10 protein-coding genes are annotated in these 12,671 nt (G+C 39.0%); 3 read left to right on the top strand and 7 right to left on the bottom strand.

Annotation, left to right across the window (positions count from 1 at the left end; translation table 11 throughout):
• Positions 1–72 precede the first annotated feature (72 nt).
• Complete coding sequence (locus BKO01S_RS23225) at positions 73–399, top strand: PTS lactose/cellobiose transporter subunit IIA (protein WP_066060094.1); 327 nt, start codon at positions 73–75, stop codon at positions 397–399.
• 90 nt (positions 400–489) lie between these two features.
• On the opposite strand, the gene BKO01S_RS23220 is transcribed toward BKO01S_RS23225, so the two are convergent.
• Together BKO01S_RS23220 and BKO01S_RS23215 are read right to left on the bottom strand one after the other, a co-directional pair.
• Positions 490–1,782 (bottom strand): sensor histidine kinase, encoded by a 1,293-nt coding sequence (locus BKO01S_RS23220; protein WP_066060093.1) that lies wholly within the window; start codon positions 1,780–1,782, stop codon positions 490–492.
• Positions 1,775–2,458, bottom strand: a complete 684-nt coding sequence (locus BKO01S_RS23215) for a response regulator transcription factor (protein ID WP_066060092.1) — start codon at positions 2,456–2,458, stop codon at positions 1,775–1,777. The genes BKO01S_RS23220 and BKO01S_RS23215 overlap by 8 nt, the downstream gene beginning before the upstream one ends.
• Before the next feature lie 165 nt (positions 2,459–2,623).
• On the opposite strand from BKO01S_RS23215, the gene BKO01S_RS23210 reads away from it, so the two are divergent.
• Positions 2,624–4,645, top strand: a complete 2,022-nt coding sequence (locus BKO01S_RS23210; RefSeq protein WP_066060090.1) for a carbohydrate-binding domain-containing protein — start codon at positions 2,624–2,626, stop codon at positions 4,643–4,645.
• 36 nt (positions 4,646–4,681) lie between these two features.
• Here BKO01S_RS23210 and ade read toward each other — a convergent pair whose 3' ends face one another.
• Both ade and BKO01S_RS23200 read right to left on the bottom strand, forming a co-directional pair.
• Positions 4,682–6,412 carry an adenine deaminase gene (gene ade, locus BKO01S_RS23205; protein ID WP_066060088.1) on the bottom strand — a complete coding sequence of 577 codons (1,731 nt, stop codon included), beginning with the start codon at positions 6,410–6,412 and terminating at the stop codon, positions 4,682–4,684.
• Positions 6,413–6,439: 27 nt separating this feature from the next.
• Positions 6,440–6,910 (bottom strand): nucleoside deaminase, encoded by a 471-nt coding sequence (locus BKO01S_RS23200; RefSeq protein ID WP_066060086.1) that lies wholly within the window; start codon positions 6,908–6,910, stop codon positions 6,440–6,442.
• A 541-nt stretch (positions 6,911–7,451) separates the two neighbouring features.
• Here BKO01S_RS23200 and BKO01S_RS23195 point away from each other — a divergent pair.
• Positions 7,452–8,204 carry a prepilin peptidase gene (locus BKO01S_RS23195; RefSeq protein WP_066060084.1) on the top strand — a complete coding sequence of 251 codons (753 nt, stop codon included), beginning with the start codon at positions 7,452–7,454 and terminating at the stop codon, positions 8,202–8,204.
• A gap of 93 nt (positions 8,205–8,297) precedes the next feature.
• Here the strand turns inward: BKO01S_RS23195 and BKO01S_RS23190 are convergent, their stop codons facing one another.
• From BKO01S_RS23190 to BKO01S_RS23180, 3 genes are all read right to left on the bottom strand, one after another.
• Positions 8,298–9,752 carry a carbon starvation CstA family protein gene (locus tag BKO01S_RS23190; protein WP_066060082.1) on the bottom strand — a complete coding sequence of 485 codons (1,455 nt, stop codon included), beginning with the start codon at positions 9,750–9,752 and terminating at the stop codon, positions 8,298–8,300.
• A gap of 148 nt (positions 9,753–9,900) precedes the next feature.
• On the bottom strand, positions 9,901–10,626 hold the full coding sequence (locus tag BKO01S_RS23185) for a LytR/AlgR family response regulator transcription factor (protein ID WP_066060080.1): 726 nt from the start codon (positions 10,624–10,626) through the stop codon (positions 9,901–9,903).
• Entirely contained in the window at positions 10,610–12,364 is a 1,755-nt protein-coding gene (locus BKO01S_RS23180; RefSeq protein ID WP_066060077.1) for a sensor histidine kinase, read from the bottom strand. The genes BKO01S_RS23185 and BKO01S_RS23180 overlap by 17 nt, the downstream gene beginning before the upstream one ends.
• Between the last annotated feature and the right edge of the window lie 307 nt (positions 12,365–12,671).

Genomic DNA, 12,671 nt, shown 5'->3' with positions numbered 1-12,671 from the left:
TAACATCAAGTCATAAAAACAATTAGTCTCACATGAGTACATGTGAGACTAATTTCTTACGGAGGGTTACCGATGGCATCTATGGAAGAAACAATATTTCAAATTATATTACATGGTGGGAATGGAAAGAGCTGTTCAATGGAGGCAATCGCGGCTGCGAAGCGTGGGGATTTCACCGAAGCAAGAGCCAAGCTGCAAGAAGCGGCAGATGCATTAAACGAAGCACACCATGTTCAAACCTCATTGATACAAAGCGAAATTAGAGGTGAAAAAGTAGAAATCTCTCTATTAATGGTTCATGCGCAAGACCATCTGATGAACTCAATCACTATGAAGGATTTAGCAACAGAATTTGTAGAATTGTACGAGACAATCAAGTTAGAAAAGGTCTCTAGCTAATGATAAAATTCAATACTTCTAATTAAGGTTTGGGTGAATAATATCCATGCCTTAATTTTTGTATAAAAAAGAAGACCACTTTGTGATCTTCTATCTTGGTAGTTTTACTTTAAAGGTAGTACCTTTGTTTTTATTCTGGCTAGCCTTAATGGTTCCATCATGCTGCTTTACAATCCAATGAGCAATAGATAACCCCAGACCAACTCCACCTGTTTCTCTTGAGCGGGCTTTATCTTCGCGATAGAAACGGTCAAATATATACTTTATATTTTCTTCCTTGATCCCGATTCCCGTGTCACTTACCTCAAAGACGATTCTGTTATCCTCTTCATACGTTTTCACACCGATACCATCATTTTCTCCTGTATATTTTAATGCGTTATCAAGCAATATAACGAGAAGTTGATGAAGCCGGACTTCGTCTGCTTCCATTTTCATGTCGCAATTTAACTGAAGCCATAGATGCTTATCCTGTGACTCAGCAATTTCCACATAAGGGGCACACACGTTTTTCACGAAGGTGTCCACATGAATAGTTTGCTTCAATAGCTGTGTTTCAGCTGAATCAGCACGAGCCAGTGTTAATAAATCCGAGGTAAGCTTTGATAGTCTTCTAGTTTCAGATAGGCTTAGTGCAATATTTTCAAACTTGTTTGCTATTTTCTCCTGAGGGGAGGTTAACAAAAGCTCGAGTTTATTCTGAATAATCGTCAAGGGTGTTCGTAATTCATGTGAGGCATTTTCGACAAACTCGGCTTGCTTTTTCCACGATTGAATAATAGGATGCATCATCTTTTTTGATAAAATATAACTTGCTGAAATTGAAAGAACGATAAAAACGATTGAAAAAATAATGATTAACTTTTGAAAGTTATTTATGATCGTTTCTTCTGCGTCGGTATTGATTATTAATTGTACATATGCCACATCATCATCTTCGTTCGTATCTTCAAATAGCAAATATCGATAGTGATGATCGTCTATAGTAGTATTGGTCACCGTATCAAGATTGTTTTTGTTTAAAGTAAAGTCTTGTAAATAACTTTCGTAAAATAATGATCCAAATAGATCTTCCTCTATCATTTCGCCCTCTTTACTCCAGTTTAAGACAATAATACGTGGATTTTTGATTGCCCTTTGGTCCTTCATTGGAGGAGTACGATCGGTATCATCTAATGGCCGGTCTCCATTGGTCATATCAGAGAACTCACCTATATGTTTTTCTTTCACCATGAAAAGTTCTTCGTCCGTTTTTTTAAATAACGTTCCTTGAACTTGGCTGAAAATGACAATCCCAAAAATCGTGAAAATAATTGTAAAGGCAATAAGGTTAAAAATCATGAATTTGAGCTGTTGGCTACGAAAGATTTTCTCCTTAAACATTTCCTTCACCATCTGAAAGCATATAGCCTAACCCTCGAAAGGTTTTGATATATTGGTCATAATCGTATTTTTTTAAGTTTTTGCGTAAGTTACTTGCGTACACTTCCACCACTGTCGTTGATGTATCTGACTCAAATCCCCAAATTCGATCAAAAATTTGTTCTTTGGTTAGGATTGTATTTTTATTGTTGATTAAGTACTCGAGTAAATCAAACTGCTTGCCATTTAGTTTAATCACTTCCTCACCAATCGACGCTGTTTTATTTTTCAAGTGTAAATGTAAGTCCTTAAAGGAAAGGATATTTTCTTTAAATGACCCTACTGACCGTCGAACCATGGCTTGTAAACGTAATAGAAGCTCCTCGCGGTGGAAGGGTTTGACTAAATAATCGTCTGCCCCCACCTTAAATCCTTTAATCTTATCATCTATGCCGTCTTTTGCTGTCAGGATAATAACCGGTGTTGTAATATTCTTCTTTCGGAGTTCCTCTAGTACCTCGTAACCATTCATATGAGGCATCATAATGTCTAAAATGATCACATCAAAAATATTTTGTTCTGCTAAATACAATCCTTCTTCTCCATCAAATGCTTGTTCAACTTGAAACAGATCATTTGTCGTTTCTTTGATCGATTCCGATAGGACTTTATCATCTTCTATAATTAATAGATTCAAATTTCTTCGCCTCCTTATATGACCTGTTTTTGCTTGAATGAATTAAGTTCGATTATAGGGGCAAATTCGAGAAATGCAAATATTTATTGAATATAAGTTTTTTTAAGGTTTTGTTAAGGTTGGGCAAACATAATAGGCTTATCAAATAGAAAAGGAGCCAAGTTGATGAAACGAAAATATAAATTTACGAAGCTAATTGCACCTTTATTGTGCACAACATTATTATTTGCTTGCAGCAATACAGAAGAGGAATCAAGCACAAGTACAAGCACAAGTACAGCGACAGAGGTTAATATAGAGAGCTTAAGTACACTAGGAGATAGTGACATCAAATCCGTTGTAAGCGGACTTGTAAGTTATAGTGACGATGATCTTTATACAGAATGGGAAACTGGAGAGGTAACATCAATACAATTGAATGGTTCAACAGCAACCTCTGAAGGATCTGGAGGGGTAGTTGTTTCAGGAAGTACCGTAACGATTAAAACAGGTGGAGTGTATGTACTCAGTGGAACGTTAGATGATGGCCAAATTATTGTAGATGCAGAGGATAATAATACGGTTCGACTTGTATTAAATGGAGTAGATATTACTAGCAGTTCTTCAGCTCCAATTTATGTGAAGAATGCAGAGAAGGCCGTCATTTCTTTACCTAAGGGAACGGAAAATACAATAACTGATGGAACACAATATGTGTACGATGATGCAGAAGCAGAAGAACCAAACTCAGCCATTTTTAGTAAAGGGAATTTAACGATCAATGGCGAAGGTACGCTGGTGGTTAAAGCGAATTTTAACAACGGAATCACGGGAAAAGATGATCTAAAAATAACAGGTGGGAATATTAAAGTTACGGCTAAGGATGATGCAATTGTTGGACGAGACCTTCTAGCTATTAAAGAAGGTACATTCACAATCACAGCAGGTGGTGATGGTTTTAAAACGACCAATGATGAGGATGCCGAAAAAGGAAATCTTGTGGTTGAAGGTGGGACATTTACTATCAATGCAGAAAATGATGGGATACAAGCCCAAACCTCTCTGTATACATTAGGTGGAGATTATACGATTAAAACAGGTGGAGGAAGTCCTGAGACGGTAGCGGTAAATCAAAATGCTATGGGAGGAAGAGGACAAAGTACCTCAACGACTACAACAACAACGACAGAAACTAGCAGTTCAAAAGGTTTAAAGGCATCGGCTGAACTGGCCATCGCTGGTGGAACCTTCGCTATTGATGCGCTTGATGACGCCGTTCATAGTAATGGTAACGTCCTAATAGAAGCTGGAGAAATGACCATTGCAACAGGTGATGATGGAATACATGCGGATGCTTCTGTCTTAACGAAAGGCGGAAATATTACCATTAATAAGAGTTACGAAGGAATTGAGGGTGCGGTCATTGCGATTGCAGATGGAACGATTGATGTAACCGCAAGTGATGATGGAATCAATGTTGGTGGTGGAGTCGATGGGTCAGGGATGGACATGGAGAGCAATACATCATCTGATATGATGCTTCAAATCAGTGGTGGGTACGTGTCTGTTAATTCACAAGGTGACGGACTTGACTCAAATGGAAACTTTGTTATGACGGGAGGAACGGCAGTTGTAAGTGGCCCAACAAACTCTGGAAATGGGTCATTAGATTATAATGGTACCTTTGAAATCTCTGGAGGATTATTAATTGCAGCTGGTAGCTCAGGAATGGTCCAAGCAAGTTCAGACACATCTGAACAAAATGGAATTCTTATGACCTACCCAGGTACTCAAAGTGCGGGAACACTTATACACTTAGAAGATAGTGAAGGAAATACAATAGCCACCTTTGCACCAGAGAAAGAATATTCATCCGTATATATCAGCTCGCCTGATTTAGCGAAGGACTCTAGTTATACTCTATCTTCTGGAGGAACTTCTACAGGTACGGAAACGAATGGCCTATATACAGATGGCAAATATAGTGGTGGTACAAAGGTGGTTGAGTTCACCATTTCTGATGTGGTTACATGGCTCAATGAATCAGGAGTTACCGAAGCAGCAGCTGGCATGGGTGGCCGTGGCGGCGGAATGAGAGGGAATGGAGGAACACCGCCTGAAGGAATGGAAAGACCAGATCGAGGAACAGTACCTGGTACGGATTCAAGTACGACTGACCAAAGTACGACAACAAGTGATAGTTTATAAGAATGGGAAAGGTAGAAGGGGATCCTTCTACCTTTTTTAACATGGTATATGCATTTGATTTTTTACATCATACAGTCCTTGGGCAGTAAGCTTAATCTCTGGAATGACAGGAAGAGATAAGAACGATACCGTTAAAAACGGGTTAAAGCCTTCACCTACTCCAATTTCCTCTAGTGCGAAGGTCAGCTTATTTAATCCAGCATACACATCTTCGTATGTTCCCATAGAAAGAAGGCCGGCAATCGGAAGGTGTAGGGAGGCTAACACTTCTCCATCTTTTACAACAACAAGCCCGCCTTGCATTTCTTTTATTTTCTGAGCGGCAAATAAGATATCGGAATCACTTGTTCCAGCAACAACTAAATTATGCGAGTCATGTGCAACCGTTGAGGCAATCGCTCCGTTTTTCAATCCTAATCCTTTCACGATTCCTAAGCCAATTTCATTCGTGTAATGATGCCTTTCGATGACAACAAGTTTGCATTGATCTTTTTCAAACGAAGATTCAAAGCAACCAGTTTCGTTGACGGTTACTTCTTCCACTACATGATTGGTAACCAGACTATTTTTATTGATCTCAATAATATTGGCTTTGTTTTCGGTGATTGAGAGATGTAATGCCTCTACAGAAAAATCATGAAAACAAACGGTATTAACATATTCAGAGGAGATTTCCGTTTGCTCATTTTCTGGGAAATAAATTAATTGCCCGTGTTCTACCATAAGATTCCCGTCTTTAAAGACATGAGAGATGCTTACAGATTCTAGGTCATCAAGCAATAAAAAGTCCGCATCATATCCCGGTGCAATCGCTCCTTTTTCCTGTAAACCAAAGCATTCAGCTGTATTAATGGTTGCCATTTGAATAGCGATGAGGGGATCGAGTCCTTCCGAAATAGCTAATCGAACATTGTAATCGATGCTTCCTTCATGAAGGATATCATCAAGATGCTTATCGTCTGTAACGAATAGACAGCGTCTGGCATTTCTTTCACTAACAACAGGAAGCAGCTTTTTTAAATCTCTAGCAACGGTTCCTTCCCGTATCATCAGGTACATCCCACGACGCAACCGAGCAAGGGCATCTTCGGCTGAGGTACACTCATGGTCGGTACGTACACCCGAAGTCATAAATACATTAATGTCCATATCACTCAGTCCGGCCGCATGACCATCAATTTTTGCGTTTAAACGCTTTGCTTCATATAGCTTATTTAACATTGACTCTTCCGCATGTTTCACAGCTGGAAAATTCATGACCTCTGCTAACCCTAGCACTCTTGGATGGGAAAACAATGGGGACAGATCCTCAATCTCAAGTGTGGCACCCGCTAACTCGAAGCTAGTTGCCGGTACGCAGGAAGGAAGCATAAAGTAAAAATTGAAGGGGAGATTTTCTGAAGTATCAAGTAAAAGCTGGATTCCTTTCACACCTAATACATTGGCGATTTCATGAGGATCGGCAACAATGGTGGTCACGCCTCTTAGTAGCTCAACCTTCGCAAATTCCTTCGGAGATACCATGGATGATTCAATATGAACATGACCATCAAGAAAAGCTGGGCAAACATATCGTCCGCTTGCATCAAATTCCTTTTTACCAGTATAATGGCCAACCCCAACGAAGGCTCCATCTGTAATAGCAACATCACCTTCATAGATTTCACCTGTAAATACATCAATAATCTTGCCGTTTTTTATGACAAGATCAGCCTCCATTTTCCCCGAGGCCGCTTCAATACGTTGTTTTAGTCTGTTTTTGTCCATACTCTCCTCCTAGAAGTCTATAAGAGACTAGTATTCTGTTTTGTCAGATGATACTTCCCACATTTTAAAAGGTAGATTATATTGTTCTACCGTAATTTGATTCATCATAATCGTTCTATTTTCAATTGGCAAGCTAATTTCTTCATAAATAAAGTGATCATCAAAGCCAATTTGAGCCGCTTCCTCCTTGGTACACGCATAATAAACTGCTTTCGGCCTCGCCCAATAAATCGCTCCGATACACATCGGACACGGTTCACAGCTTGTATAAATCTCACAATCTGTTAATTGGAAACTACCTAAATAGGAGCAAGCCTCGCGAATGGCTTGAACCTCAGCGTGCGCAGTCGGATCATTACTGCTAGTGACCTCATTCTTCCCTTTTCCAATAATTTCCCCGTCTTTAATGACAATGGCTCCGAAAGGACCACCATGATTGCTTAATACATTTTCACAAGCTAACTTAATTGCTTCATTCATAAAATATACTTTTTCCATTAGGATCACCTTTTTCCGATATAGTGAATGATTGAGTAAGGCTGTTTTCGTAGGTAGTTGTTAAAATCTTAAAGCCGATTTTAACGTGAAAATAATTATTTTACGCTTACGAATTTAGTTTTGCTGGCTCTTTTCTAATTAAATTTATGCTATTTTCTGCGGGAACTTAGCGCAATCATTACAATTTTGTTCCAAAATACAACAAAGTTTAAGAAAAGAGCTTTGAGTAAAAAACTAACCTTTGTAAAAAGGTTAGTTTTTTGGGTGGAGGGATAGAGAAGTCTCATGTAATAGGTGGGTTTATATCTGTATTATATGTATGTTTGAATATTCCGTCTGTTATGTTGTAACATTTTTTAACAACAAAAAAAGCTCTTACCTGAAAAAAGGTAGGAGCAACTTGTCAGATTATTTACTTGACACGTAGTCTCTTGATCGTTTAGGAGGAATATATAAATGGATTTATTTTACTCCTTTTTAGGTATTTTTATAGTAAAATGGAAAACAAAACTATTTTTAATATAGAGAAAGGAAATCTAATATGCTATTTTTTGACCTTGTTGTAATAATAGTTTCCTTAATATTGGGGAGTTTTTTTAACGTTGTAGCAATACGACTTTTAAAAAAGGAATCAATTACTTTCCCTCCTTCAAACTGTCCCTCATGCCACCACAGACTTGGTCTTTTTGACTTATTTCCACTATTCAGCTATCTCCTCCTAAAAGGCCGTTGCCGCTATTGTAATAAAATTATTTCTCTGTTATATCCTTTGGGTGAATTACTAACAGTAATTACCAATGTCTTGATTTTTCAGAGAATTGGTTTGACATCAGAGTTACTTCCAGCTTTTTTACTATCAACTTTACTAATTTTATCTGTATTAACGGACATCAGAGAAAAGGTAATTTTAGATATTATAACCCTCCCTAGTATCATATTATTTATAATTGTCAGGTTTTTTGTAGGAGAAGAGTCATTTCTAACCTATATATCAGGTGGATTAATAGGTTTTGGGTTACTCTTATTATTAGCAGTTGTTAGTAAAGGAGGAGTTGGTGGTGGTGATATTAAACTATATGCAGCCATAGGGGTAGTACTTGGACCACAGTTAACTATTATGAGTATAATGTTCGCATCATTTATTGGTGCAATAGTTGGTATTGTCCTCATTTCATTTAAATTCATACACAAAAAAGAGCCAATCCCTTTTGGACCCTCCATTATGGTAGGCACAATAGTTGCTTATTTATATGGAAAAGAGATTTTAAATTGGTATATTTCAATTTTAATGTGAAAATTAAATATTATATTTTATTACTGACCTAATAAAGAGAAGCAGGCAATAAAGAAAAAGTGTTCCTATAAAAGGAGCACTTTTTCTTTATTATTAGGCTACGCGATTATAATCAGATATATCCTCTTCAAGTGGAAGATTATTCGCACGTGCCTTTTTCGCAGCTCGGAAGAATAGGGCAACTAATAAGACCGTGCCAATCCCTCCTCCAATCCAAGAAGTATTCATAGAAAGTCCAAAACCAATTTGTGCATTTAATATATAGGTGATGACCATCACGAGCATAAATGTTCCTGGTACGAGTGCAATATAGTAATTCTTTTTCGCGATGTAAAGGTACATCGCTGCAACGAATAAGGCGATTACAGCGGTGGACTGGTTAGCCCAGCTGAAGTATCTCCATAATAGGTTGAAGTCCATTTGGGTAAGAACAGCGGATACAGCAAACAAAGGGATAGCAATCCATAAGCGGTTTCCAAGTTTCTTTTGAGCTACATTGATATATTCAGCGATAATCATCCGTGCACTACGGAAGGCTGTATCACCAGATGTGATGGGAAGAACGACTACTCCAAGAATGGCAAGTGTTCCACCAATCGCACCAAGTAGAGCGGTAGACGCTTGGCTAACAACGGCACCAGGCCCTCCAGCAGCTAGAACCTCTTGCAATCCGGCGTAACCACCATCAAATACGCTCATGGCAGCAGCCGCCCAAATCATAGCGATGACACCTTCTGTAATCATCATGCCATAGAAAATTTTACGACCTTGTTTCTCATTTTGAGTGGTACGAGAGATGATTGGCGTTTGTGTCGCATGGAACCCAGAAAGAGCTCCACAAGAGATCGTAAAGAATAACAATGGTAAAACTGGTAGATTATCTGGGTGAAAGTTTGTTAATGATAGTTCAGGGATCGGTGCACCTGTGACAACTAACATAACACCTACTCCTAGCGCACTGATTAATAAAAGTGCACCGAAATATGGATATAAACGGCCAATTAATTTATCCACTGGAAGCAGAGTAGCCAAAACATAATAAGCAAAGATAGCAAAAATGATTAGAGATAAGGCAATTTTTCCATCCATCACCACATGCAATAGGCTAGCTGGAGTCGTAACAAACACGGTTCCAACTAATAAAAGAAGAAGAACAGCAAAGCCATTTACAACGTGTTTCATCACTTTTCCTAGGAAGCGGCTCGCTAGCTCAGGAAGGTGAGCTCCTTTGTTTCGGATGGAGATCATTCCAGTTAAATAGTCATGAACAGCACCTGCAAAAATGCAACCAATAACGATCCAAATGAAGGCAACCGGTCCATAAAGAGCTCCTAATATTGGACCGAAGACAGGTCCCGTACCCGCAATATTTAATAGCTGAATAAGTGAGTTCTTGGGTGTGCTCATGGGCACATAATCGATGCCATCGTTGTTTACATAGGCAGGTGTGGCACGGTCCGCTTTCACTCCAAAGATTTTTTCAACGAATTTTCCATAAGTAAAGTAACCAACAATGAGTAGGGCAATTCCTGCTAAAAAGGTATACAAACTAATTCCCCCTTACGTATTTATGAATGCGTTTTCAAAAATAAGTATAAAAGACAGGAAGGCTAAAAAGGTGGATTTTAGAATGAAAAGCTGTTTTCCAATGTTATCATGTCGTTAAACTGTATTAACCTGCATGAGAAGTAGTTTATTAGATCTCGAGTTTTGACCTTAAGGCTTTCACGTAGTTTCTACTCACTGAAAGAAGCTCCTTTTTCCCTTGAAGCTCTAACTGGTATGCCCCGTTAAACCAAGGAGTTAGCCGTTTCACATAGGTTAAATTCACAAGGAAGCTTTTATGAATACGAAAAAAACCAAAAGAAACGAGTCTAGATTCGAATTCTTTAAGAGGGAGCTTGGTAATCAGCTCATGATCCTCTGTCACAAGCTTCGTATTTTTTTCATCTCTCACAATATAGTAAACTTCCTTTGGATCAATAAATAAGATTTCACCATCTGCTTCAATGGCAAGCTTCCCAGTAGTTCTTGTTGTCTCTTCCTTCGGTGTAAACTTTTTTTCTAGTCTCCGGATGGTTTCCTGAAGCTGCTCTTCATCAAAAGGCTTTAATAGATAATCCAGGGCATCGTATCGAAAAGCTTCCGCAGCGAACTCAGGATAGGCAGTAGCAAACACAATATATGGCGGTTTTTTAAATTCCTTTAATGCCTTAGCTAATTCCATTCCATTCATACGAGGCATTTCCACATCTAAAAAGATGACATCAGGCTGAAGCTGTAAAACCTTCATGAGGGCAGCCTCACCGGACTCTGCTTCACCAACCACTTGAATCGTTGCAAAGGATTGTAACAAATGCTTTAACTCCTCGCGACTGTAAGGTTCATCGTCTACCACCATCACTTTAATGAATGGATCCATTTTCGTTCACCTCCCCGATTGGAATAAAAAATTGTATGCTCGTACCATGAGGTACTATGCTTTGAATGTGAAGGGCTGTTTGATCGCCGAATACAAATGATAAGCGACGGTTTACATTGTATAGTGCGACTCCATTTCCTGTTTCAGAGGGAATGGGCTGTGATAATAATTGCTGAATTCTTTCAGGAAGAATTCCTTTGCCGTTATCTTCAATAGTAACCACAACGCCGTTTGGTTCTCTTTTAATAGAAATACGTATGAAACAATCTTTCTCTTTGTCTTTAAACCCATGCTTAATTGCATTTTCAACAAGTGGTTGAAGGGTAAGCGGGGGAATATTTTGCAGCAATGTCCCTTCGTCTATATCATAGATGACCGATAGTTTATTGGAAAAACGTGCTTCCTCAATGGCTAAGTATGCTTTCACATGCTTTAGTTCCTGCTCCAAGGTGGTTAAGCTTTGAGTAGTGACGGACAAGTTTTGTCGTAAAAAATGTGAAAGTGAAACAAGAAGCTTACGCGCTTTTGTAGGGTCCAGTCGAATGAGCGACAGGATGGTATTTAGTGTATTAAATAAAAAGTGCGGACTGATCTGTGCTTGTAATGCTTTAATTTCCGCTTCTTTTGCCAGCTGATAAGCTCGATCCACATCAGCGATTTCGAGCTGATTACTTAATAAGGAGCTTAATCCTGACACAAGCTCCATAATCACAGGGGTAATTTCTTTTTCGGAACGAAAGTAAAATTTTAACGTACCAATTGTTTCCCCACGTTGTCGTAAAGGTGCAACGACGACTGCACCAAGTGGACAGCTTTTTTCACGACAATGGATGGCATCTTTATCAGCTACAATGGTTTCACCTTTTTGAATAGCAGATTGAGTAATTTGTGTTTGTATGGGGCTTCCCACCTGATGGTGATCGTAACCAAGCCCCACATGGGCAAGAATCTCCTTTGTGTTCGTCATAGAGACAGCACTTGTACGAATTTCATTATGAAGGATATGACAGACTACTTTTGCCGAGTCATAGGAAAGTCCATTTCGTAAATGGCTAAGAGTTTTCTCAGCGATACGAAGTGTTTTTTGCGCTTGAATCGCACCTGTTTTTTCTTCTTCGTTAATCACACTTTTAATAATTAGTAAAAAGAGTGCGCTTCCAATTCCATTAGCAAGAATCATCGGAACACCGATAATTTCTACAAGCGTCCAAGCTTTTTCAAACGGCCGAGAAATAAGTAAAATGATGAGCATCTGAACGGATTCTGCTAATGCTCCAATTAAAAATGCAGAGGGTAATCGAACATGTTTATTTTTTCTGTGAAACAAACCAGCAAGAATTCCAGCGATAATGGCTGCCAGCCCACAAGAAATGGCGGTAAAGCCTCCGAGCGTAAAACGGTGCAGTCCAGCAATGATTCCTGCCCCAATACCTACTTTGTAGCCTCCGAGTAATCCAGCAATGACGACTCCTACGACACGAGAGTTGGCAATCGCTTCGTCTTGATTCAAACCTGCCGTCCACGAGCTGAAATGTAAGCTTTCCGTGCTTAATGTTAATCCCGAATACGTACCAATAATGCCGAAGAAGCCAAAAAATAGAATTGCTGTAAATTGTTGTTTTCGATCAAGCTGTTCTTGATAGATCATGTCCCGGAAAAAAGGAAACCGTGTCAACACAAATGCAATCGTCACAATAATTCCCAACCGTTCAACCATTGTAAGCAATAATTCGAACATCGCTAAGACCCCTTAAAAGTGATTACTCTTCTATCTATATTTTAACAGTTTTGTAGAAAGGGAGAAATTTTTTCTTTTGTTTACATGGGGCTCAGTGCCCGTTGGAGAGGAAAGAGAAGTTGACCGGTAAGAGAGAAGAGTCCTCAGTCCCATTGGAAGGGAAAGAGTAGTGAAATGGTAAGAGAGAAGAGTCCTCAGTGCCCATTGGAAGGGAAAGAGAAGTTGACCGGTAAGAGAGAGGTGTCCTCAGTGCCCATTGGAAGGGAAAGAGTAGTGAAATGGTAAGAGAGAAGTGTCCTCAGTGCCC

The organism is Robertmurraya korlensis NBRC 107688, from assembly GCF_001591645.1.
Lineage (GTDB): Bacteria > Bacillota > Bacilli > Bacillales > Cytobacillaceae > Robertmurraya_A.
Note: the sequence above shows the minus strand (reverse complement) of the source record. Positions and strands in the feature narration are given on the sequence as shown.

Excerpts from the sequence above, each read along its gene's own strand:
- BKO01S_RS23225 (WP_066060094.1), top strand. The coding sequence starts at position 73 with ATGGCATCTATGGAAGAAACAATATTTCAAATTATATTACATGGTGGG.
- BKO01S_RS23220 (WP_066060093.1), bottom strand. The coding sequence starts at position 1,782 with ATGTTTAAGGAGAAAATCTTTCGTAGCCAACAGCTCAAATTCATGATT.
- BKO01S_RS23210 (WP_066060090.1), top strand. The coding sequence starts at position 2,624 with ATGAAACGAAAATATAAATTTACGAAGCTAATTGCACCTTTATTGTGC.
- ade (WP_066060088.1), bottom strand. The coding sequence starts at position 6,412 with ATGGACAAAAACAGACTAAAACAACGTATTGAAGCGGCCTCGGGGAAA.
- BKO01S_RS23200 (WP_066060086.1), bottom strand. The coding sequence starts at position 6,910 with ATGGAAAAAGTATATTTTATGAATGAAGCAATTAAGTTAGCTTGTGAA.
- BKO01S_RS23195 (WP_066060084.1), top strand. The coding sequence starts at position 7,452 with ATGCTATTTTTTGACCTTGTTGTAATAATAGTTTCCTTAATATTGGGG.
- BKO01S_RS23185 (WP_066060080.1), bottom strand. The coding sequence starts at position 10,626 with ATGGATCCATTCATTAAAGTGATGGTGGTAGACGATGAACCTTACAGT.
- BKO01S_RS23180 (WP_066060077.1), bottom strand. The coding sequence starts at position 12,364 with ATGTTCGAATTATTGCTTACAATGGTTGAACGGTTGGGAATTATTGTG.